The 22,284-nt window shown below is 58.3% G+C and carries 22 protein-coding genes; 15 read left to right on the top strand and 7 right to left on the bottom strand.

All coding sequences use genetic code 11. The annotated features are described in order from the left end of the window. Positions 1 to 17: 17 nt before the first annotated feature. Positions 18 to 149 (top strand): hypothetical protein, encoded by a 132-nt coding sequence (locus BBTA_RS41930; RefSeq protein ID WP_148221684.1) that lies wholly within the window; start codon positions 18 to 20, stop codon positions 147 to 149. Between the two features lie 7 nt (positions 150 to 156). After that, on the top strand, positions 157 to 675 hold the full coding sequence (locus tag BBTA_RS37695) for a hypothetical protein (RefSeq protein ID WP_049795544.1): 519 nt from the start codon (positions 157 to 159) through the stop codon (positions 673 to 675). 107 nt (positions 676 to 782) lie between these two features. Here BBTA_RS37695 and BBTA_RS37690 read toward each other — a convergent pair whose 3' ends face one another. After that, a complete protein-coding gene (locus BBTA_RS37690; RefSeq protein ID WP_011931057.1) occupies positions 783 to 1,376 on the bottom strand; it encodes a DUF2939 domain-containing protein in 594 nt (197 codons plus the stop codon). Between the two features lie 516 nt (positions 1,377 to 1,892). Between BBTA_RS37690 and BBTA_RS41575 the strand changes: the two genes are divergently transcribed. The 5 genes from BBTA_RS41575 to BBTA_RS37665 all read left to right on the top strand — a co-directional run bounded on the left by BBTA_RS41575 (position 1,893) and on the right by BBTA_RS37665 (position 5,650). Continuing rightward, positions 1,893 to 2,117 carry an OsmC family protein gene (locus BBTA_RS41575; protein WP_011931056.1) on the top strand — a complete coding sequence of 75 codons (225 nt, stop codon included), beginning with the start codon at positions 1,893 to 1,895 and terminating at the stop codon, positions 2,115 to 2,117. A gap of 717 nt (positions 2,118 to 2,834) precedes the next feature. Beyond that, the gene (locus BBTA_RS37680; protein WP_168167964.1) at positions 2,835 to 3,110 is read left to right on the top strand and encodes an MFS transporter; all 276 of its coding nucleotides are present in this window, start codon (positions 2,835 to 2,837) and stop codon (positions 3,108 to 3,110) included. A gap of 156 nt (positions 3,111 to 3,266) precedes the next feature. After that, a complete protein-coding gene (locus BBTA_RS37675; protein WP_041751827.1) occupies positions 3,267 to 3,476 on the top strand; it encodes a hypothetical protein in 210 nt (69 codons plus the stop codon). Positions 3,477 to 3,556: 80 nt separating this feature from the next. Then, on the top strand, positions 3,557 to 3,865 hold the full coding sequence (locus BBTA_RS37670) for a hypothetical protein (RefSeq protein WP_148221675.1): 309 nt from the start codon (positions 3,557 to 3,559) through the stop codon (positions 3,863 to 3,865). Positions 3,866 to 4,528: 663 nt separating this feature from the next. Next, positions 4,529 to 5,650, top strand: a complete 1,122-nt coding sequence (locus BBTA_RS37665; protein ID WP_011931053.1) for an acyltransferase — start codon at positions 4,529 to 4,531, stop codon at positions 5,648 to 5,650. On the opposite strand, the gene BBTA_RS37660 is transcribed toward BBTA_RS37665, so the two are convergent. Then, positions 5,578 to 6,716, bottom strand: a protein-coding gene (locus BBTA_RS37660) for an IS3 family transposase (RefSeq protein ID WP_148221383.1) whose coding sequence is annotated in 2 segments (ribosomal slippage) — positions 5,578 to 6,452 and positions 6,452 to 6,716 — 1,140 coding nt in all. Because the reading frame shifts where the segments join, the coding sequence is not laid out codon by codon here. The genes BBTA_RS37665 and BBTA_RS37660 overlap by 73 nt on opposite strands. Before the next feature lie 138 nt (positions 6,717 to 6,854). Here BBTA_RS37660 and BBTA_RS37650 point away from each other — a divergent pair. Beyond that, positions 6,855 to 7,970: an OpgC family protein gene (locus tag BBTA_RS37650; RefSeq protein WP_011931052.1), complete on the top strand. Its 1,116-nt coding sequence runs from the start codon at positions 6,855 to 6,857 to the stop codon at positions 7,968 to 7,970. A 122-nt stretch (positions 7,971 to 8,092) separates the two neighbouring features. Here the strand turns inward: BBTA_RS37650 and BBTA_RS39605 are convergent, their stop codons facing one another. Beyond that, positions 8,093 to 8,353, bottom strand: coding sequence for a hypothetical protein (locus BBTA_RS39605; RefSeq protein ID WP_011931051.1), 261 nt, complete (start codon positions 8,351 to 8,353; stop codon positions 8,093 to 8,095). 375 nt (positions 8,354 to 8,728) lie between these two features. Continuing rightward, a protein-coding gene (locus tag BBTA_RS37640; RefSeq protein WP_148221383.1) for an IS3 family transposase occupies positions 8,729 to 9,867 on the bottom strand; the annotation gives its coding sequence in 2 pieces (ribosomal slippage) (positions 8,729 to 9,603 and positions 9,603 to 9,867; 1,140 coding nt in all). Between BBTA_RS37640 and BBTA_RS39600 the strand changes: the two genes are divergently transcribed. Genes BBTA_RS39600 through BBTA_RS38525 form a run of 3 tightly spaced genes read left to right on the top strand, consistent with a single transcriptional unit; the run spans position 9,848 to position 12,002 of the window. Beyond that, positions 9,848 to 10,483, top strand: a complete 636-nt coding sequence (locus BBTA_RS39600) for a 2Fe-2S iron-sulfur cluster-binding protein (RefSeq protein WP_148221673.1) — start codon at positions 9,848 to 9,850, stop codon at positions 10,481 to 10,483. The genes BBTA_RS37640 and BBTA_RS39600 overlap by 20 nt on opposite strands. Before the next feature lie 2 nt (positions 10,484 to 10,485). Beyond that, positions 10,486 to 11,229 (top strand): hypothetical protein, encoded by a 744-nt coding sequence (locus BBTA_RS37625; RefSeq protein ID WP_011931048.1) that lies wholly within the window; start codon positions 10,486 to 10,488, stop codon positions 11,227 to 11,229. Next, entirely contained in the window at positions 11,226 to 12,002 is a 777-nt protein-coding gene (locus BBTA_RS38525; RefSeq protein ID WP_011931047.1) for a class III cytochrome C family protein, read from the top strand. Before BBTA_RS37625 ends, BBTA_RS38525 begins: the two co-directional genes overlap by 4 nt. A gap of 401 nt (positions 12,003 to 12,403) precedes the next feature. Here the strand turns inward: BBTA_RS38525 and BBTA_RS37615 are convergent, their stop codons facing one another. The 3 genes from BBTA_RS37615 to BBTA_RS37605 form a co-directional block, all read right to left on the bottom strand. Beyond that, a complete protein-coding gene (locus BBTA_RS37615; RefSeq protein ID WP_011931045.1) occupies positions 12,404 to 14,575 on the bottom strand; it encodes a glycogen debranching N-terminal domain-containing protein in 2,172 nt (723 codons plus the stop codon). A 647-nt stretch (positions 14,576 to 15,222) separates the two neighbouring features. Continuing rightward, on the bottom strand, positions 15,223 to 15,489 hold the full coding sequence (locus tag BBTA_RS40565) for a hypothetical protein (protein WP_041751824.1): 267 nt from the start codon (positions 15,487 to 15,489) through the stop codon (positions 15,223 to 15,225). A gap of 385 nt (positions 15,490 to 15,874) precedes the next feature. After that, the gene (locus tag BBTA_RS37605) at positions 15,875 to 17,629 is read right to left on the bottom strand and encodes a DUF3141 domain-containing protein (RefSeq protein ID WP_011931043.1); all 1,755 of its coding nucleotides are present in this window, start codon (positions 17,627 to 17,629) and stop codon (positions 15,875 to 15,877) included. Between the two features lie 119 nt (positions 17,630 to 17,748). Here BBTA_RS37605 and BBTA_RS37600 point away from each other — a divergent pair, with 119 nt between their 5' ends. From BBTA_RS37600 to BBTA_RS37580, 4 genes are all read left to right on the top strand, one after another. After that, positions 17,749 to 18,546 (top strand): Spy/CpxP family protein refolding chaperone, encoded by a 798-nt coding sequence (locus BBTA_RS37600; protein WP_244424507.1) that lies wholly within the window; start codon positions 17,749 to 17,751, stop codon positions 18,544 to 18,546. Between the two features lie 394 nt (positions 18,547 to 18,940). Beyond that, positions 18,941 to 20,734: a 2Fe-2S iron-sulfur cluster-binding protein gene (locus tag BBTA_RS37590; protein WP_011931041.1), complete on the top strand. Its 1,794-nt coding sequence runs from the start codon at positions 18,941 to 18,943 to the stop codon at positions 20,732 to 20,734. 1 nt (position 20,735) lies between these two features. Beyond that, complete coding sequence (locus BBTA_RS37585) at positions 20,736 to 21,440, top strand: iron reductase (RefSeq protein ID WP_011931040.1); 705 nt, start codon at positions 20,736 to 20,738, stop codon at positions 21,438 to 21,440. Further along, positions 21,437 to 22,213, top strand: a complete 777-nt coding sequence (locus tag BBTA_RS37580) for a cytochrome c3 family protein (RefSeq protein ID WP_011931039.1) — start codon at positions 21,437 to 21,439, stop codon at positions 22,211 to 22,213. Before BBTA_RS37585 ends, BBTA_RS37580 begins: the two co-directional genes overlap by 4 nt. Positions 22,214 to 22,284: the final 71 nt, after the last annotated feature.

The raw sequence follows: 22,284 nt of genomic DNA, 5'->3' as shown, positions 1-22,284 counted from the left end.
ACTAAAGCACGTTCGTCATTCTTGGGATCACCGGCGACCTGGTCTACCGACTCTTGATGCCGGCGCTCTACAATTTTGCGCTGTGGAAGTGCTTGCCTGCTGATTTCGCCATCGTCGGTGGAAGCAGCAGCGAAATCAGTATCGAGTAACTCCGGAATGTTTTTTCCGCAGGCGTTGCAGCGCTACACCGGAGCCAAGGCGGAAGAAGCCCGGCTCGAAGCTTTCGACCAGAACGCCTGGGAAAGTGTCATTCATCGGTTGGCCTATGTGAGTGGTCACGTCGACGATCCCGTGACCTTTCAAAACCTGTTTCGATGCCTCACCAGACTAAAGCCCGACACGGGAGGCAATGTCCTGTTCTATTTAGCCCGAGCGCCGCAATTCTTCGTGTCCGTTGTGCAACGGATCGGCGAGGCGGGTCTTGCAAGGGAAGGAGAGGGAGCATGGCGGCGGATCGTCACCGAAAAACCGTTCGGACGCGATCTCGCTTCGGCAAAGGTGCTTAACCAGACCAGTCTGCAGGTCTTCCGCGAGGATCAGATTTTTCGGATGGATCATTTCCTGGGCAAGGATACGGTCCAGAACATCCTGGCGTTCCGATTCAATTTATCCCGCCTGACATCGGTGAGACGGCGGCTCGAGAAGGCCCGGCTAAGAGTGGCGCTCGAGTTTTGAGTTCCTCGTCTCCGCCGCCATCAGTTATGAACGCCTTTCTCCAGCCCCACAAGCTTCGCAGGGCTGCTGCAAGATCAAGCGCGCTCATGAGCGGCTGCGACGTTTGATCATTCCGTGGTCGGTCCAGACCCGCCGGACCCGGGAACGGCGATACCGCGCGCGCGCGGCCAGACCAGGCGGTCGACCTGCCACCTCAAACCCTTCAATCTCATCTCGAGTTCGATATTCGGATATTGCGGCTCGTTCATCCTTAGTGTCATTAAGAAGCGCGTCGGGGTCCGGAAGAACGCGTAGCTCGTGGCCTCCCACAACGTGCTCGATCGGCCCGATCTTCGTGCGTCCGAATACCAGGCGATGAGTCCGGACGGCGAGATAACGCGGTCCGCTACGGGATCGAACACATATGGACTTAAGGCCAGCGCGAAAGCGGCGCCGATCGCTTCCGGCCCGCTTGCGCCATAGGCCTGCGTTGCGAGCGACGCCGTAACGTCCGCTTTCAGCTGCGTCCGAACGCTCGGCCAGTCGATCAGTTGTGCAACAACGCGAGTATCGCTGGCTTCCAGTGCCCGATCAAGCCGATACAGGGTCACATACGGATAGGACAGATAACTGGCGAGCAAAGCGCCGAGAACCACATATGCCACCGTGCGGCGGCGAACGTGATGGTGCGCCGCTATCACCTCGGTCTCCAGGTATGCCATGTCGATCTCCCGTCGCAGCTTCGCTACGTATTGCGGTCCCAGCAGCGTCCATGAGGTTGCCATGCAAGCCGTGACGTGTGTTGATCTGCCTCAATCCTAGAAAAATGGGATCGCCATCCTGATTGATCGCGTGGGATTGGTGGGAGAATTCGAGCTCTTGGTCTTCTTGTCGAAGGAGGCGACTTTATCTTCCCCCGCCGCATCACTAGAACAAAATCGCTGTGAGTTCTCGGTTCAAGATGACGCTCATTCTTTCAGTTCGGACCGATTGATAAGCAGTTTCATCCATATAACTATTACCTCTCACACTGTCACAGTCGGTCGAGAAATAATGGCATTCAAGTTCAAGGAGGTGTTCTCGGGTACGCCGGCTGCACTGAGCGTTGACCCTGCCCAGGCGTTAGCGGCCTTCCGAGCGCAATCCCGTCTCGTAAACGGCGTTGACAGCGCCGTCTCGATTCGCCAGTTCAGCGTCCAGGTAGACGAGCCGGCGGGCAGGACACAGCACCCAATCCAGTGGAGTACATCTTAGCGGCCCTGGGCTCTTGTCAAGAAATCACCTACCGACTCTATGCCGATGCGCTCGGCATTCCCCTCAATGGCGCTTCGGTTCGGCTTTCGGGCACGATTGACTTGCGCGGCTCGTTCGACGTCGAAGGGGACGTTCGGCCGGGTTATCAAGTCATTAAAGCCGAGGTAGGTTTGACAGTTCGGCTTCCGAAGGCGAGTTGGCGCGCCTGAAGGAAATCGTCGACCGTCATTGCCCCGTGCTGGACATCTTACAGAATCCGACCCCGGTGCAGCTTTCACTTCGTGTGGACCGATTGCGGAGCGCGGCTGAGTGAGCCGCCTGCCGTTCGCGTCATCCCCGGAAGGTCGTTCGAACGATCTAAATGGCTGATCAGTTCGGGAGGATAATGGTCCCGTGAGCCGGCCCTTTTTGGCGGAGACGGCTCGAGGGCTTCGGGCCCTGAGCATCCTCGTTGAGGGTACGTGCGGTCTTCCACTGCGCAGCAGCACTGGAGCTTCCGGTTGGCTTACCCCTGTGGGTCACCGCCAAATTCGCGAGAATTCCCCGCCCCATCCGAATTTGTCAGCTGAAGCGGCGAGCGCGTAAGGCGCCACTGCATCCAACAAGGACGCGCAGGCTTGTTATCGATTGTCGAGCTGTTAAAGTCTCCCAGTTGAACGAGACCGCAAAGATGTCAGACAGTCTTTCCAACGAGGGGCTGCCGCTCACAACCAGGGGGGCATTGGTATTGGCCGCCTTTACGACCGCCTTGGCGTTCAGAATCATTCTGCCCAACCTGCCGTCGAGGATTGCGGCTGTGTCCGGCTTCGACGATCCCGCGACGATCTCCCGGCATACAGGTCTCATGACGGCGGCCTATACGGCTGCCATTTTCGTTTCCGCTCCCTACCTTGGAAGGATCTCGGACGGCTGGGGGCCGTCGTCCCGTGCTCGTTCTGGGTCTTGCAGGATTTTCGACCAGCCTGATGCTGTTCGAACTTACCAGCGATTTGTTGCTTCTTTACACGGCGCGTGCGCTGGCCGGAGTTTCGGCGGCGGCAATCACACCGGTGGCGCTGGCGACCGTTGGCGACTGGTCTCCCGATGATGGGTGGCGTGCGCGGCGGTTCGCCTGGATCGGAGCGGCGACCATGATCGGCTTTATGGTTGGTCCGCTGCTCGGCGGCACCTTCCGTCCTGAGCTCGAAGCAAGCTCAACTTGATGCAGGAGCTCCGCTGTTATGGCCAATCGTGCTCGCGCTGGTTAGCGCCTGCGTGATCGCACGGACTGTTCCCGTCACGAAGAGCGCACCCAGTTCACCTGCAATACAATCTTGCTCCGCGGCACCGATGAACCGCGGACTTCCCAAAGCCCGCTTGTGCTGGCCGCGATCGTTGCGGGCTCGGTCGCGGCGTTTGACGTTCACCTGGCCTTGCGCGGCAATCTTGGCTCAAGCGCCTCCGGGTTGACCATCGGATTGATGCTCGCCGAGTGCAGCGCTGTGATGCTGCTCGCCCAAATACTCGTGTTCTCGCCGCTTGTGCCGCCGAAGGCGACGCGCTGGTTGATCGCGCCCGCACTAGTCTAGGCATGCTTGGCCTCGCTCTTGCTCTCCCTTCGGCCGCGACAACTGCGGCAGCACTCGCGCTTGGCGTCGGCGCGATTGCGATGGCTGCAGGAATAGCTGCACCGATCATCACCTATTGGATCTCCCTGATCGCGGGTGAGCACCAGGGCGAGGATTTGGACCGATGGATTGAGGCCGTGGGCTCGGCCGCTGCTGGCCTGTTGCTGTCACTTGGGTTGTCCAACGCCATGTTCGCCATCGCAAGCGCGCTTGCACTCGCCGGGATGATCATCGCCGCGTGGTCGGCAAGCGGTTGGCATAAACACCGGGATCAGCTGGTTTTTCCGCAGAAATCGGGAGTTCCGCCGAGCAATCACCCGAGCGCGCCGAGTTGGCTCCGGAACAAATAACTTCTCCCATGGGTCCGTAGCGATGTGCAGTCGCAAACGGCATCAGCGGCCATCGGGCCTTTGCAATCGGAGCAGCGGGACGGCCTCGATTGTGTCAATTGCCACAGCAATCGAGATTCTTACCGCGAATTATACGGACGCGACTGCGCGGCGTGTCACCGCACGGCCAGCTGGCAGATCGCGGGCTATGTCCATCCGTCCGTGACATCGAAGGACTGCGTCCAGTGCCATCAGGCTCGGCCGAGCCATTACATGGAGCACTTCGTGATGATGGACCGCATGATCACTGATCTAGAGACCGCCGAAGTCAACCAGTGTACCTTGCCACCGACAGACTCATTTAACAAACATTGGTTGGCCGAAGCATCACTTCCGGTCCGGGGCTCGGCGAATAGACACTCTGGAATTGCGGATTCCTTGGCCGTGGGAGGGGAAGCGCGGCGCACGACCAGGCACGAACTATTGAGGCCGAGGCATGCCCGGTTGCCAGCATCACTTGGTTAACGACAGGCCAGACCAGTGAGACGGGTATCGGCCCCTTCCGCCCGGGAAGGATGCTTGCCGAAGGCTGAAGCATCGGCACGCTCCTTGCTGGCGAGCTCCAGGAGTCCCGGCAAGAGTCTACATTTCGTCTCAGCCCGATGCGCAAAAGGACGATTTACGATGAGATCCGTCTTGGTTAGAGACATAATTGAGCCTGATCGAAACAACTTTACGCTTCTGCGCCTGGTTGCGGCACTTGCCGTCCTGGTCTCTCACGCGTTTTTCCTTCGCGCTGGCACGAGAGCCGACGAGTTTGTCGGCACAACCGTCTACAACCTTGGTGATCATGCCGTTAATGTTTTTTTTGTGCTGTCGGGGCTGACCGTTGCGGCAAGCTTGGCTCGCTGCCGGAACTCGATCGACTTCATCATCGCTCGTGCATTGCGCATCTTTCCTGGCTTGATCCTCTGCACGATCGTCATCGTGGCCTCCGGGATTGTGCTCGCCGAATGCGGCGTCGCGAACTACTTGGAAGACGCGCGCGTGCTGGAGTACATGGTGAAGACGATCTCGCTCAGCACCGGGGCCGCCGAACTCCCGGGACTGTTCAGGCATAATCCCTATCCATCGGTCGTGAACGGCTCCCTCTGGACATTAAAATTTGAATTCTTATGCTACCTGCTGCTGGCCTTAATGGGCAGCATGCGGCTTCTGACGCCGGGTATGATGACGAAGCTCTTGCCGATTGGGTTCGTTGCAGTGGCCGCGTTTCTGGCCTATCGGCACGGTGGCCAGCCGGACCAACTCGTGCAGTTCGCTCGTTTTTGGTTGAGTTTTTCTTTTGGCGTCGCACTCTTCTTGTTCAGGGACCGAATCGTGTTGTCATGGGGCGTGGCAGTCGGACTTGGGGCCGCGATGTGGTTTGTGCTCGGCACGGGATTGGAGCGGACCGTCGCGCCGATTGCAATCGGCTATCTCGCCGTTGTTCTTGGAACGGTTCGCCTTCGATGGCTTCGTCACGCGACCAACAAGCTGGACCTCTCGTACGGTGTCTACATCTACAGCTGGCCTATCTCTCAAGCTGTCCTGACGGCATGGCCTGATATCGGGACTACTAATCTGATTTGTTTATCCGCACTGCTTGCGATGGGTATTGCTGCGCTGTCCTGGCGCTTGGTCGAGAAGCCGAGCCTTGACCTGACGGATATTTTGGACCAGCGGGATAGAGACTACTGCATCGCTGCGCTCCGATCCAGATGCTGCAGTGTCGGCGCCGATGTTTGCGGCGCCGGGGGCCGGTAGCTCAGCGATGAGTGCGGTCGGATCGTGTTGAAGTGCTTGCGCCATTGCTCGATGACGACAGTGGCCTCCTTCAGGCTGTAAAAGATTTCACCGTTCAGGCATTCGTCGCGCAGTTTGCCGTTGAAGGACTCGCAGTAGCCGTTTTCCCATGGGCTGCCGGGCGCAATGTAGAGCGTCTTTGCTCCGAGCTTGGCGAACCAGTTGCGCACGACCTTGGCTGTCATCTCCGCGCCGTTGTCCGACCGGATGTGTTCTGGCACACCGCGTTCGAGCATTACGTCGGCCATCGTCTCGATGACACCGAAGCTGTTGATCCGGCGAGCCACCCTGATTGCCAGGCATTCCCGGGTGAACTCGTCGATCAAAGTCATCAACCGCAGCTTGCGCCCATCGTGGGTCTGCGCCTCGACGAAGTCGTAGCTCCAGACATGATTACGATGCTGCGGCCTCAAACGGATGCAGGATCCGTCGTTGAGCCAGAGCCGACCCCGCGGCTTCTGCTTCCTGGGTACCTTTAGCCCCTCACGGCGCCAGATCCGCTGGACCCGATCACATCCGACGTGCCAGCCGGCATCGACCAGCAGCGACGTGATCCGACGATAGCCATATCGCCCATATTGGGACGCGAGAGAGATAATCGCTCTCGTCAACGCATCCTCATCAGATCGAACGATGGTGGCGTATCGCTGTGTTCCGCGGTGCTGGCCGACGATCCGGCAGGCCTGGCGTTCGGAGAGACCGTACTTCCCTCGAATGCCATCGACCGCCTGCCGGCGCCGTTCGGGGCTTATAAGTTTCCCGAGGCAACGTCCTTGAGCACCTGCTTCTCCAGCGACAGATCGGCAACGAGACGCTTGAGGCGGATATTCTCCCGCTCCAGATCCTTCATCCGCTTCGCCTGATCGAGCTCAAGACCACCGTATTCCTTTCGCCAGCGATAATAACTCTGCTGCGAAATTCCGGCTTCCCGGCAGGCCACCGGCGCGGCCTTGCCCTGCGACATCAACACTTCAATCTGGCGCAGCAGCACCACGATCTGCTCCGCATTGAACCTCTTCTTCGGCATGATCAAAGCTCCTTTCCAAGCTCACTTTCTCACAAAGCTTGGTTCAAAAAAGCCCGGTCAGGTCATTCACAGATCCGCCTTTCCAGATAGGCCTCAAATCCGACGCGGAATGACGGGGTGAGGGAGCGAGGAGCCGTCGTGGAGAATTCAGCGGCGGTCGGCCGTGATCACCGGATTGACTTGTTTCGCGGCCTGTCGCTGTGGCTCATTTTCATTGACCACATTCCCGAGGTCTACCTCAACAGAATCACGCCAAAGAATTTTGGCTTCAGCGATGCTGCGGAGATTCTGGTCTTCTTGTCTGGTGTCGCCTCCGGGATGGTTTACACCCCCATTGTTCGACAATCTGGACTGAGGATTGCTCTCCAGCGGGCGATCAAACGTGGCTTCGAGATCTACTTTGCCCAACTCTGCACCACCGCGCTTCTCTTGCTCATAGCGTCTTTGCTGGCGATCTGGCAGCCGGATCTCCTGCACCACGCAAATGTGGCCGTATTCTTTGCCGATCCCTTCGAGGCTTTGTGGCAGGCGGTGACGATGAGGTATTCGCCCGTCAACCTCGATCCGCTGCTGCTGATGATCACGCTGCACTTCGCGCTAGTGTTAGTTCTGCCAGGCATTCTCCGATATCCGGCAGCAACGCTCATGGCCTCCGCTTTGCTCTACGTTACGTCACACCTGCTGGATTGGTACATTCCGGCTTATCCCGCGGGCCAAGTGTATTTCAATCCCATGAATTGGCAGTTTCTCTATGTGATCGGGGTGTGGTGGGGCGCAAAGCCGGCTCACGCCGCACTCCACTATCTCGACTTGAAGCTTTGGATGCTTTTGGCGGTCGGGTACGTCGCGTTCTCATTCTTTATTGCACTGGGATGGCAATTTCATTCCCTGGAAGCTTACGTACCCGCGCCGATCTTTCGATTGATCTATCCAATCGACAAGGGGCATATGGATATTCTGAGATTGCTGCACTTTTTCGCGCTGGCATTCGTTATCAAAAAAGGTCTCCCAGCCGACATCCCAGACCGATGGCAGCACTACTTGCGTCCGGTGCTTTGGTGTGGCGAGCATCCCCTCGCGGTGTATTGCGCAAGTGTGCTGCTATCGTTTGCAGGTCATGCCGTCTTGCGAATGGCATGGAACAATTTCTTGACGCAAGCGCTGGTGACTCTGGGCGGTATCGTGATCATGACAGGGATCGCGGCCAAGCTCGCGCACCTAAATCAATCCCGCGGGAGCCCCGCTCCCATTTGATGCCGCGCCATTAGGTTCAGTAAACGCGCCAAACCCGAGGCGTCGCGGTCCCGCCACGGGTGGCGGGACTGCGACGCAAAAGGCGTTGAGCGCTTGCTCCTTGCGGCCTGTTTTGTTCGGCCTTACTTCGCACCCGTGTGATGCGGGACATCCGAATTTGGCCCCCCACTATAATGATGGCTTCCGCCAGCACCTTTTTTCTTATCGGAAGCCATGCCCATGTCCTTCTTCCCCATGTGATGGGGGACTTCGGTCTTCGGGCCACCGGAATAATGGTGGCCATTGTTCTCAGTATCGGGAGTCGTTTGCGTGCTCTGGGCAAGAGCAGACCCCGTGGCCAGGGCGGCGACTGCAGCGATGGCGAGCATCTTTGTCAGGTTCATGATTTCCTTCTCCGGGCAGCGATAATACCGACCTTGGCTCTGATAATACCGACCTTGGCTCTAAAGATAAAAGCAGAATCGAACGTCTGCCAATTGATCCATGTCAAAAGCGCGTTCTAATTCGCCCCTTTATGCTGCCTGCAATTTCGGCAAAATGCGCCGCATGCTTGCGGAGAGCGGGTTGCGAGACCTTCTGCCAGCCTCTGTTTTGATAAGAAGCATGGGGTTGATTTGGCGCAAGTCTCGGCGGCCAAAATCGGTCGATTATTATCGAGTGCCGAACAGCTTTAGAGGCGGCCCGTGCCAACCGCTCCTGCCGCAAGCCTAACAGTCCACCAGTGACCTGACGGATATTTTGGACCAGCGGGATAGAGACTACTGCATCGCTGCGCTCCGATCCAGATGCTGCAGTGTCGGCGCCGATGTTTGCGGCGCCGGGGGCCGGTAGCTCAGCGATGAGTGCGGTCGGATCGTGTTGAAGTGCTTGCGCCATTGCTCGATGACGACAGTGGCCTCCTTCAGGCTGTAAAAGATTTCACCGTTCAGGCATTCGTCGCGCAGTTTGCCGTTGAAGGACTCGCAGTAGCCGTTTTCCCATGGGCTGCCGGGCGCAATGTAGAGCGTCTTTGCTCCGAGCTTGGCGAACCAGTTGCGCACGACCTTGGCTGTCATCTCCGCGCCGTTGTCCGACCGGATGTGTTCTGGCACACCGCGTTCGAGCATTACGTCGGCCATCGTCTCGATGACACCGAAGCTGTTGATCCGGCGAGCCACCCTGATTGCCAGGCATTCCCGGGTGAACTCGTCGATCAAAGTCATCAACCGCAGCTTGCGCCCATCGTGGGTCTGCGCCTCGACGAAGTCGTAGCTCCAGACATGATTACGATGCTGCGGCCTCAAACGGATGCAGGATCCGTCGTTGAGCCAGAGCCGACCCCGCGGCTTCTGCTTCCTGGGTACCTTTAGCCCCTCACGGCGCCAGATCCGCTGGACCCGATCACATCCGACGTGCCAGCCGGCATCGACCAGCAGCGACGTGATCCGACGATAGCCATATCGCCCATATTGGGACGCGAGAGAGATAATCGCTCTCGTCAACGCATCCTCATCAGATCGAACGATGGTGGCGTATCGCTGTGTTCCGCGGTGCTGGCCGACGATCCGGCAGGCCTGGCGTTCGGAGAGACCGTACTTCCCTCGAATGCCATCGACCGCCTGCCGGCGCCGTTCGGGGCTTATAAGTTTCCCGAGGCAACGTCCTTGAGCACCTGCTTCTCCAGCGACAGATCGGCAACGAGACGCTTGAGGCGGATATTCTCCCGCTCCAGATCCTTCATCCGCTTCGCCTGATCGAGCTCAAGACCACCGTATTCCTTTCGCCAGCGATAATAACTCTGCTGCGAAATTCCGGCTTCCCGGCAGGCCACCGGCGCGGCCTTGCCCTGCGACATCAACACTTCAATCTGGCGCAGCAGCACCACGATCTGCTCCGCATTGAACCTCTTCTTCGGCATGATCAAAGCTCCTTTCCAAGCTCACTTTCTCACAAAGCTTGGTTCAAAAAAGCCCGGTCAGGTCAAACGGGTTAATCCGAAGCTGCACATGACGGTCACGATGTCAGGCGCCGAAGGGACGGACTGGAAGGGCCCGCGAGGACGTCTCACCAAGGAATTGCTCACGCACACGATTCCTAATCTCTCTTCACGGAGAGTGCATCTGTGCGGGCCGCCATCGATGATGGAGGCAACCAAGGCGATCCTCACCGAGCTCGGAGTTGCTCCCGGGCAAGTGAAGACCGAAGTGTTTGGGGCGACCAAGCCCAAGCCGTCGGCCGCGGGAACCTCCTCAAAACCGACTGCTCCCGCGACGGGGCCACTGGTCACGTTTTCGAAGAATAGCAAGTCCGCCAAGATTCATGTCGATCAGAGCATCCTTGAGCTCTCCGAGGAGCTTGCCATCGGAATCGAATTCTCCTGCCGCGTCGGCACCTGCGGCGTATGCAAGGTGAAGATGACTTCCGGCGAAGTCGAGATGGCGGTTGAGGACGCTCTCGAGCCTGACGACAAGGTCAATGGCATCATTCTAGCCTGTCAAGCAAAGCCTAAGGACGATGTCGCGGTGGAGGCTTAGGCGTGAAGGAGCGGCAGGGCATCATCGTCGCCGGGATTTTCAGTGTCTTGCTACTGGCGTGGCTTGGCTTCCTCCTTCACCGCTCGTCACGCTTTCCGGGCAGCGGAGTAGGGGCAGTGTTCGGCATAGCGGGTGCCGCACTCATGCTCGTCCCACTCGCGTACCCAATCGCGAAGCGGATTCCCTTCCTCAACGCTCGAATAACAAAGCATGTCTCGATGCAGTCACTACTCGCCATCCACGTCTACGCGGGCATCTTCGGCCCCTTTCTCGCGATCATTCATACCGGTCACAAGTTCGACAGCGGGTTGGGAATCGCGCTGACGGCGGTGATGCTGCTCGTGGTCGTGAGCGGGTTTGCGGTTCGCTACCTGCTCACTTATGTCACCAGTGATATCACCGACAAGTTGGCGCTCCTGCAGACCGCCAGGGGCGATCTCGACAGTGCATGGGGAACACTCGAGAATTCCCCATCCGAAAAGAGGGCCCTGCCGAAGGCGCCGGTTCTGATGGCCGGTCTCGCGTCGCTAGGGTTCGAACTCCCCTCCGGCGGACCCGCTTCTGACGTGACCCGCATCGCCGAATCCGTGGCAGACTTGGAGTACGCCGTGCGAACGGATGAGTTCTTTAAACGGTGGTTCCGTCGATCTCTGACTCTGCACATCGTTCTCTCCGTCATTCTCTACATGCTGGTCGCACTGCACATCGGGTCCGGAATCTACTTCGGGCTACGGTGGCTGCGATGAAGCCGCTCGCAATCTGGCTCGCGCTGACCTTCGCTATCGCCACAGCGGCGTCGCTTGCCGTGATGTACTCGAAGCTCGGATCCTCAGCGCTTCAACAGTCCGTTAGTCCGGGCCCGCTGTCGCCGAAGCATGCATACCTCAGTGATAAATGCACATCATGCCATGAGCCGACGGTCGGCGTGACGGTTGCGAAGTGTACAACGTGCCATGCGAATTCCGAGCGGCTGCTCGGTCGTCAGCCGACCGGATTTCACGCGAGCATCGAAGAGTGCTCGACATGTCACATCGAGCATCAGCCTACAAACATTCGGCCAGTGGTGATGGACCACGTCGAGCTGGCCAAAGTCGGCGCGCGGACATTGGCGCGCGCCTCTCGATGGGACGCGGACAGCGAGGGCACGCTTAAATCGCTGGAGACTTGGCTCCGCATTCAAGCCCCCGGTCAGTTCGACGCAGTCACCGCGCGCGATTCCCTCAATTGCGCCGGGTGCCACGACCGGCGCGACCCGCATCTCAAGCGGTTCGGCAGTGACTGCGCGCAATGTCACAAACTCGAGTCGTGGACCGTGTCCGGCTATCAGCACCCGTCAGCCGAATCCAAGGTATGCGTACAGTGCCACCAGCCGCCGCCGAGCCATTTCATGGAACACTTCTCGATGATATCGCAGAAGGTTGCCGGCAAGGAGCACGCGCGCGTTGAAGAGTGTTTCGAATGCCACAACACGACCGGTTGGAACGACATCGCGAACGTCGGCTACTATAAGCACCATTAGCCTTATCTCGTCGGATGCGTTGGCCCGGGCGTTCAGAGTACTTAGGTCGTTTGGCCCATCGAAACATTTTCTCGCCAGTTTCGTCGGACGTATTGAATCGACCACATGGATCTTCTACTGGCGGCCATGATCGGACTGTTCATGGTTGTGAAGTTGGTACCCGCAGCTGGGGGGCATCTCTTCATGTTCCCAGAACCATTGCTGTTAGTCCGACCCTCTCTAGTGAGTGAAACGCCGCGCGAGTCACGAAGGTCGTTCATGTTTCTCGACACAGCGGCTCCACGGCCCACTGGGGCTAACATTGTGAGACGTTCTGCTGAACGTCTATAAGACCTCCCGCGGCGAACAAACATCATCATGGTCGACACGAAACGGGGCAGTCCGAACCAATAACCTCCAGCTCATCGGTAATACGACATTTTATCGCTGCGACGATCAGCAATCAAGCGACTTACGACAACATTAGAATCTCCTCTCAGAACCTCATGACGGGTTTCTTCGCCTTCTCGCCAGAAGCGAATGTCGAAACTCTGTGCTCCCAGATGCAGGTCGATTACCGTCAGGTCGGAAAGCCAGGCTGGCAGCCTGGGATCAATGTATAGACGGCCTGATATTGCATCAGGCTCAAGTCCTAAAATTGACTGCAGCAGCATAAAGGCAGAGCCTGCAGCCCAAGCTTGCGGGACGTTGGCACCAAGATACTGGACTGGAAATCCGCCAAGCTCGCGCGAGATACCGGCATAGAGCTCGGGTAGCTGATTAAGCAGGAAGTGGCTGGCTGCCTCGGTCACATCGCGAGCAATTTGAGCTGCTTCGACGGCATAACCATAACGCCTGAAGCCGAGCGCGATGATGCCGTTGTCGTGCGGCCACACTGAGCCGCACTGATAGGAGTAAGGGTTGTAGGACGGGTGCAGCGCAGAAAGCGTGCGAATTCCCCATCCACTCCACATGTCAGGCGCCATCAGGCGTGTCACCACGCGTCCGGCGCGATCAGGTGGGACGATTCCGGACCACAAACAGTGTCCGGGATTGGAGGCAACAGTGAGGACCTTCTGCTTCTCGCCGTCAAGCGCGTAAGCGTAAAAGCCCATCTCCTCGTCCCAGAAGGCTTCATTGAAGCGCCGAAACAGCGAATTCGCCTTCTCCCGCAAGTCCCGGGCCCGATCCGCACGGCCGAGCGCGTCGTAGATCTCTGCCATCCGTATCCAGGCATCATACACATAGCCCTGCAATTCGCAGAGGGCCTTGGGTCCCTTGACGAGTGAACCGTCCGGATAAGGAACGGCATCACCAGCGTCCTTCCAGGACATATTTTCGTACCCTACGGGAGAGCGCGTCTGATACTCCTGAAAGCCGTCGCCATCGCGATCACCAGACTCGTCGATCCAGACCAGGCAGGCCTCCGCCGCCGCCAAATTACCTTCGACCAAGCCTTGGTCGCCCGTGGCGCGCCAAGCGGCATGCAAGGTGATCAAGTAGAGCGGCGTCGCATCTGCCGTGCCATAATAGGGCGTGTGAGGAATGAGCTTGAAATGCGCCAATTCTCCATGGCGCATCTCGTGCAGGATCTTGCCCGGTTCGGCATCACGGTAGTCGTCCCGTTCACGCGCCTGAAGGTCGCCAAGCACCTCCAGCGTGCCGCGGGCAAGGTCCGGATTGACCATCATGTTCTGTAGGCTGACGATCAGACTGTCGCGACCGAACAGGGCGAGAAACCATGGCAGCCCAGCGGCGGGGACAGAAACCGTGTGATCGACGCCCGCGTGCGGTAACCGCAATGCAGTGGTATCGTCGATTGCTTGGTGGAAGAAGCGATAGAATTCCTCGTTGCTGGTGCGAATTTTAAGTGCGGCTTGCGGCTTGTCGAACTGTATCTCTGCAGCATGGGTGCTCGGGGCATGAATAATGCAGTGGGTCGGAGCTGCGAAACCTCGACCGCAGTCGGTCATCTCGTAAATTAGGCAGCAATGCCAAGCCTCGCCTGGAGCAAGCTCCACCTCGAAACTAAGGCGGCCGTTGGCATAGACGGCATTAGGTTTGCCATCTCGCGGACCGACTTCGATCGCGCGAGAGAACTCGGCGTTGCGGTAAGTCGTGCGCAGACGCTGTTGCTTATCCAACCATTCGGTGGTTACGCGACCGCGACGAACGATGTGGCCAGATTTTACTTCGAAGATGTCGGCGAAGTCGCACCGGACCGCAATCTCCAGGTTGAAGCGCACCGTCTTCGGGCCGTAATTGGTGACGTCCAGGTCCTCGTGCATGCCACCGCGAATGAAGCGGCCGATGACAAGCCCCATGGTGCAGGCCGGAATCGCGCCGTCCTCAGTGTCGAAGGCCCGATTGGCCAGGAAAATCCGCGCGGCGTCGTAGCCGATAGGGCCGCCATTTAGAAGATCCCAAGAAACTCCATTCGCAGAGATGGCCCAAGCGCTAATGAGGCGAGTGTCGAGGAAGTAGAGTCCTTTATCGGACGGATAATCGATCTGTCCGCTCAGATCGCTAACCAGTACGGTCTGACCTTCACAAATGACAATTTGCGGCGGGCCTACCTGCACCTTGAAGGACATTAGTGTACTCCTTCTGCGATCACTGCTGGCGAGCGACCAAGTGGTTGGCAATTGCGTGCGTCTAAAACCGCCCCCGCAGCGCACAATAACGCACTATTCTTGCGTCATGCCTGCTTGTTCTCGACGGAGGCTCGAATAGGCACACACAATCAACCATTCCTGCGATCCTTAATTCGATCGGATCGGGTTTGACCTCGGCCCGATACTGCTTGCAGGATAGCTGAGGCGGTGCCTTCGATGTTGTAGGCTTTCACTCGGGGACGCGAATTGGCCGGCTGGAGTGACAGATATTTCGCCTTTCGTGACCGCAGTCTGCGCTTTTGGCGCGTCAAAGGCAGCGTGTTTACCTACTGGTGAGGTAAAGCTTGACAAACCGCACGGGGATTGGGTGGTGCATTTGGGGCAGTCGTCATCGACAACCGAGTTAAAGGAATATCTAACCGCTTTTCGGGCCTTACGGAGACACGCCCGCGGTAGAGCGAAGATCTTGCGCACCCTACGCCAGTACGGGAGCTGGATGCGCCGTCCAGAATTAGGTCATGCAAGATGCCGCGTTACGAGCCGCCAGTTCATGGTTGCATTTAGGTTGATCCCGACAGAATAAAAGGCCGCCAACCAAGGCGGCCTGCTAAATAGGGCGGCTGAGGTTACTTGCTCCCGTCCTTCTTCATGCCTTTCGGTGAACTATCTTTCGACATGTCCTTCATACCATCCTTGCCCATAGAGTCTTTGGCCATGCCATCCTTATTCATCCCCGTGGTTTCCATACCATTCTTCTTCGTATCGTCCTTGCCCATCTTTTCCTTCGACAGGTTGTCCTGAGCGGTAGGGCTGGTGGTTTGAGCCGACGCGCCGATCGCCGTAAAGGCAGAAATTGCAGCAACGCAAGCAGTAACGAGAATCGCTTTCTTCATCTGGGAAACTCCTGTTGAGACATATCCTCGCAGCAACAAGCCGCAAGGTAGAACCGGATAGATGTTCGACACTCGCCTGTCGTATTCTAGCACATTGGGTATTTGGATCGAGCATGACGCTTCAGCGTCACGGAACTCTCGGTCACACGCGAATTGGCGAGGACGGTCGGTGACCAATTTAGTTTGCGCCAAGCGCATGGGACAACACTGATCAATACTGCTCACTATTGACAATATTCGGACGAGATCATGGATTCTGGCGTCGATATTTTAGGGAACGATCTCTGCTGAAACGCTCCTTCTGAGTCGAAGGACTTGAAATAGAACCTGAGGATCAATTCGAGCCCTCGTCTGTCGTTATGACTGAAGACGACGCATCATCGTCTCATTCAGAGGACGACCGATATGTCAGGTCAAACGTCTTCTCCAGGGCTGCGTCTCGCTGCTTCCGAAATAGCTCCAACATCTTTGTCGTGTCGGCGATAAAATCGTGCTCCTTCTTTATCATTGGATGATCTGCAGGAAGCGGCTGACGGCGCTGAGCGATAGCGGAAGCGGCTCCGCTGAGAGCCCGAAGACCCGGCGCGAACGCCGACGAAATCATGTATCGGCTCATCCGCATCGGATGCAGCCACTTCGCCATGTCGGCAGTCCACGGGTTTGAAACCGCTTGGACCCAGGGGCTAAGGAAGGTCCGGTAAAGCGTTTCCGTCGCCTCCGAGATCTGCTGCACGCGCTTCAGGGCAGCTCGATTGTCGGGAAAATGCAGGGCCTCGACGCGTCTCGGCTCAAACCGGACAGTGTAATAGGGCTTGCGACATTCCGGGTCGCCGGCTGGATTTTCGATCGTCATTTCATACAAGCCCGGACTCAGGCTCTCGATCTCTCCGACATGCTCCAAGATGGCGCGGTGTTCAAAGCGGGCAACCGCCCCTGATACGAAGATCCCGAGATGGCCAACATGCGGGTTCGTTAGATAAACGATCCTTTGCTTGGCCGCCTGCAGATCTTCTGTGCTCTTGTAAACCGCTGGTATCCAGCCGAGGGCTTGATGGGGCGGGGTGATATTGTCTCCATACGAAGCGAAAATGACGATCGGATTGCGAATGCGCCGCAGATCGGCGACACAACCGCCGCAGATTCGAAATAGGCCTTGTTCCAGTTGATTTCCGACAAACAGATTTTCGACGATGGACAAAATTTCTTCCCGGCTCAGGAAATAGTAGCCGTTCCACCAGCGTTCGAACGAGAGAAAGCGTTCACGTTCATGATCAATATCAGTGAACAGGCCGGCGTACTTATCCCAAACGGATTCAGGCTTGAGATTCTCGAAATTCTGAACGAGCCAGGCGCCGTCGAACCGTCCGTCGCCGAAGTCTGCCATCAAATGAGCGAGCCAGGCTCCGCCGTTGAAGCCTGCCGAAAGGCGCATCGGATTGACGCCTGCTTCTCCCGACCAGTACGAGAGCGGAGAGCCGTTGAGTACGGCGGGGCCCACGAGACCGTGACAGTCAGCGGAGAGAAGCGTCACGGCCCAGCCCGCCTGGCAATTTCCGTAGAGAATCGGAGGCTGGTCGGGATGACGGGCCCGCACGGCCTCAACAAACCGTCGCAAGGTGTGCAGGACGTCAGCGAGCGTTTGCCCTTGGCATGGCTCAGGGAAAAACGAAACGAAATAGACCGGATAACCTTCATCGAGCGCAACGCCGGCCTCCGAATCGTGCTTAAATCCGCCGATGCTCGGGCCATGACCCGCGCGCGGATCTACGACGATGACCGGCGGACGGTCCAGGACCGTACAATGTCGTTCGCTGGCAGATTCCGGCGGCAGGATCCGCAACAGAACGTAGTTAACCGGTCGGGTAAAAGTTCTCGCGTCCAGGATTGTCTCGTATTTGAAATCGAGTAACGGCGGTAATCCCATCCGTTCGTGATCGAGTGCATTGTCGCCGCGTTCTCGAAGCGTGTCCCAAAACAGGATTGTCCGTTCCCAGACATCCCGCTGATAGTCCCAAAATTCCGATAGGCTAGGAATGGTATTCGAGACGGAGTTCGCTGCTTGACCTTCTGAAGATGGGCCAATCGTTTTTGAGGTAAATTGTTCAGGGCGCGCGAGCTGATTGGCGATCGAAGTCGGCATTGATGGAACTTCCGTATGGCTAGGCAAAACTGGGGGCCGACATCGCCTTCCAAGCAGTGGTCTTGTCGCGAAGAGCGAAAAAACGGAATTTGGACGGATATCTCTGGCCCCATTGCAGCGTGCCCGATTTCTCGGCGCAAATTTTGATCCAGGTCAACTTGGGACGACTATTTGGATACTACCAAGGCTATGTTTGGCATTTGCCGAAAGCAGCGATTGAGGAGAATACGATGAGCAATTCTGGCAAGCTGGTAGCAATCGCGGTGACAATCGTTGCTGTTTCCGGAAGTCCGCAGAGCGTGTCAGCTGCACCGCAACTGTCTCGCGGCACGTTCATCGTTGCGATGGACGACATGAAACCCATGCAGCCCGACTCTTCGAAAAAGTCGGACCCCGGCATGGGGCAGCCCGCCGGGCAGTCCCAGCCGATGGGGCGCATGATGGACGACGATAAGATGGGAATGCCGCAAAAGGATCAGGACAAAATGGGGCCGGGCTCTATGAACCAGTCCGGTGGCATGATGATGATGATGGAACGGATGATGCGGGGGTGCGGCATGCCGGGCAGCTTGGGAACCGCAGCGGCGTCAACTGACCTTGCCGATCGGACCGAAGGGCGGATCGCCTTTCTGAAAGCAGAACTACAGATCTCGGACAAGCAGCTTGCCGACTGGAATGCGCTAGCGGACGCGCTACGATCTGCACGCTCGCACCTGGTCGAGGCACAGCAACTTGTGGCCTCCGATAAGAAAATGACCTCGGCCGAGCGTCTTGAAGCTTACGAGAAACACTTGGCGGAGCGGCTCGAGGCTGTCAAATCCTCGCGTGCAGCGTTCAATCGCCTGTACGCGACGCTGAACGAGGAGCAGAAGCGTACTTCAGATGCGATAGTTCTGCCGCTGATTGGGGCATTCTGACTTCCCGGTGCTCATGACGGGGGGATATACGACGTTGAAAAGTCCGCTGCAGCTAACAATCGCGGTAAGTGCCACGCTTGCCGTCTTCGGCCTTGTGGAGGTCCGGGCGGCAAACGCGGATCATTTGCATGACAATCCGATATCGGTTGGAGCCCATCGGCCGGTACCGTCTAACACTCTTGTCACAACAGCGCGCGCGACCACCCAAAGCCGTTGGGTCGTCGCTCAAGCGCCCGACGGTCACTCCGAGCATCATCCCAATGCCGCGACCAGCCCGGCTTCCCCCAAGACGGAGACGCCGCCAAATTCCATGGGGGCCCCTGCGGCCAGTACGAGCACGGCGCCCGCTGTAGGGGGGACGGGTTCAGGCAGCGCCGGCGTCGGGGCCAGCCCTATGGGCGGGATGATGGGTGGCGGTTGCATGGGCGGCGGCTGCATGGGTGGTGGACGTAAGGAGTTTTACCCGTCTTTGATGGCTCTCCCGTCGTTGACCCCCGAGCAGCGGCAAAACATCGAGGCGCAGGCGCGCGGATGGATCAGTTCAGGCACGGATGAGATCGCGCGCGCGCAGGATGCGCTGCGTCACGCCAACGCGGCAGGCGACACGGCTGGCGCCGAGCAGGCGGCGTCGCGTCTCCGGGATGCCCTGAATCAGGTGAAGAGCGGAACCACGACGCTGCGATCGCTCGCTGAGGGAACGCCGCCCCAGCAAATCGCCTTGGACTGGTTCAAGGGTCAGATGAGTCTCGTAGCCGATCGGCACGATCAAGATGTAGTCGGGCCGCTTGGCCTCTCCTGGTTTCACTTGATCACGATGTCATTGGTGGCGACGTTCGCGGCTGCCATGCTTGCCATCTATCTCGTCCGCATGCGCCGCGCGAATGCGCTGGTGGATCGCTTGGTCAGCGCCGCTCCCGCGCATTTTGCCGCAGCGCCCAGCCTGGCGGGCACCACCCCGCCGGCTCCGGCATCTTCTGGCGGAACATCAGGTCCCGCAAATCCGACCACGCCACCTTCCCCCGCGCCGGCGGGGCCGCCATCTTCCGTTGCAGGGTTTGCCCCCGCGGGTCAGCCGGCCCGCACAGGGCTCTGGAAAGGGAAATTGCGCGTTGCCGCCATCTTCGACGAAACTCCCAACGTCAAGACGTTCAGGCTGAGGGATCCGGGTGGTGGGCCGATTCCCTTTAGTTTTGCGCCGGGGCAGTTTCTTACCTATTCCGCCGAGATAGACGGCAAGTTGGTGAAGCGATCTTATACGATCGCATCATCGGCCGCTCAGACCGCCTATGTCGAGACGACCATCAAGCGTGAGGACAAGGGGATATTCTCGGACTACATGCACCAGAAGGTCTCCGAGGGTGACTTGCTCGACGTAATGGGCCCCTCCGGGGCATTCACGTTTACAGGTAAGGAAGCGGACAGCGTGGTCTTGATCGGCGGCGGCGTCGGCATCACGCCTTTGATGGCCGCCATTCGCTATCTCGACGATACGGCCTGGCCGGGAGAGATCTTCCTCATTTACGGCGCTCAGACGACCGAGCACTTCATTTTCCGCAGTGAGCTTGAAGATCGCCAGCGCCGCATGCGCAACCTGCACGTGGCGGCCACGATGGCGCGGGCGGCCGGTACGTCCTGGATGGGGGCCGAAGGACAAATCAATCGGGATTTTCTTACGCAGTCCGTTCCAGATCTCGTAAAGCGTCGCATCCATCTGTGCGGCCCGCCGGGCATGATGCAAGCGATGAAGAAGCTTCTTACCGAGATTGGAGTGCCGGCAGGACAGATCAAAACAGAGGCCTTCGGACCAGCCCTCGGAGCCGTGCCGCCCCCGGGTCTCACCGTGGTGAGCGAGCTCAGATCCCCCGTTAGCCCGCAGGCCACCGTAAGCGCTCCGTCCGAAGCAAATGCACCCGTTACCGGTCCGGCGACCGCCTTGATCCGCTTTTCGAAGTCGAACAAGGTGGCGCCGCTGCCACCGGACAAGAGCGTTCTCGAAGTCGCGGAATCCGTGGGTGTGCCGATCGATTATTCCTGCCGCGCGGGCATTTGCGGGGTTTGCAAGACCCAGCTTATCGAGGGCAAGGTGACGATGGAAGTCCAAGAAGCACTGACGGCCGATGAAAAGGCTCATGGCCTAATCCTGGCGTGCCAAGCGAAGTCGATCGGTAACCTGGTCGTCGAGTCCTGATATGAGTGGGACAGAACGCGCCATAGTCGGGGCGGTACTCACCATATTGCTGTTCTTGGTCCCTGCGTTCGTCCTTCACACATCGCCGCGGTTTGCCGGCAGCTTGGGCGGATTTGCTTTTGGCGTCGCCGCCGCAACGTTGATGGTCTCCCTGCTTATCTATCCGCTTGCCAAACATAGCCTGTTGCTCAGGTCACCGATCACGCGGTTGGTATCGATGCGCTCTCTTCTAGAGTTTCACGTCTATGCCGGCGTGTTCGGAGCGTTTCTCGCGATCCTGCATACCGGGCACAAGTACCAGAGCCCGCTTGGTGTCGCGCTGGTGATCAGCATGCTGGTGGTGGTGGTGACCGGGCTTGTGGGCAGGTACTACCTGCCTGAGACGGTAGCGGAGCTTAGGGACGAGCAAACGCGGCTGGCGACATTGAGGTCCGCCTATGACCGCACAGCAGCCGCCCTGGCGACCCGCAACGTGGTGGCAAACGGAGACCCGCTGCCCAGCGCCTCGACCTTGATTGAAGTGCCGATCTTGCAACTCGTCGACGGCATCGCGGATCTCGAATACGCTATCGGCTCGCGCGAGGGGGTGAAGCGCATGTTCACGCTATGGATCGTTGCGCATGTTGTCGCAGCGGTTGTGATGTATTTCCTGCTGTCGCTTCACATCGCGGGCGAGATCTATTACGGGCTGCGGTGGCTGTCGTGAAGAAGCTCGGCATATTCTATACGGCGCTGATCACGCTGGCGGTGGTGGGCAGCCTAACGACGATCGCGACTCTATATAAAAAGGGATCGATAGCGGCGCCAGGTTGGCAGATATCGTTTCAGCCAGGGCCGCTCTCCGCGAAGCACGCGTTCCTCGCCGAGAAGTGCGAATCATGCCACACACCCACTCGGGGCGTCGAGGCGACCGCCTGTATAAATTGTCATACCACGGCCGCCGCGGATCTGGCCAAGCCATCGACCGCGTTTCACGCAACTGCCCAGAACTGCAGTGGCTGCCATGTCGAGCACTCCGGTGCTGCGCGCCCGGTCAAGATGGATCACGCTTCTCTTGTCCGGAGCGGTTCACATGCTGCTTTCGGGGACGCCGGACATCCGAACGTTCCACGCCAAATGGTGAACGATTTGAAAGAGCTTCTCGGGATACCGGTGTCGCAGCCAATCGAGAAGGCGCAGCTCGACTGTGCAGGCTGCCACAGCAACCGCGATCCGCATCGCGAATTTTTTGGGCGAGAATGCGCGAACTGCCATGAGACCGCCGCTTGGCGGATTTCCACATTCTTGCATCCGTCACCGACGTCGAAAGACTGCGCGCAATGCCACCAGGCCCCCCCCAGTCACTACATGATGCATTTCCAGATGATGGACAGGGGCATTACCGGCCGGGAACATGCTCAGGTGAACCAGTGTTTCGAATGCCATCGCACCGACTCGTTCAACGACATCAAAGGAGTCGGTTGGTTCAAACATCATTGAGAAAGCATAGCTTGTTGCGAGCGTTCGTCAGGTCTGAGCTCGACATCCTTAATCCTACGTCGCTTAATCTC

Origin of the sequence: Bradyrhizobium sp. BTAi1 (assembly GCF_000015165.1) — a bacterium.
Lineage (GTDB): Bacteria > Pseudomonadota > Alphaproteobacteria > Rhizobiales > Xanthobacteraceae > Bradyrhizobium > Bradyrhizobium denitrificans.
This window is presented reverse-complemented; position numbering and strand designations above follow the sequence as displayed.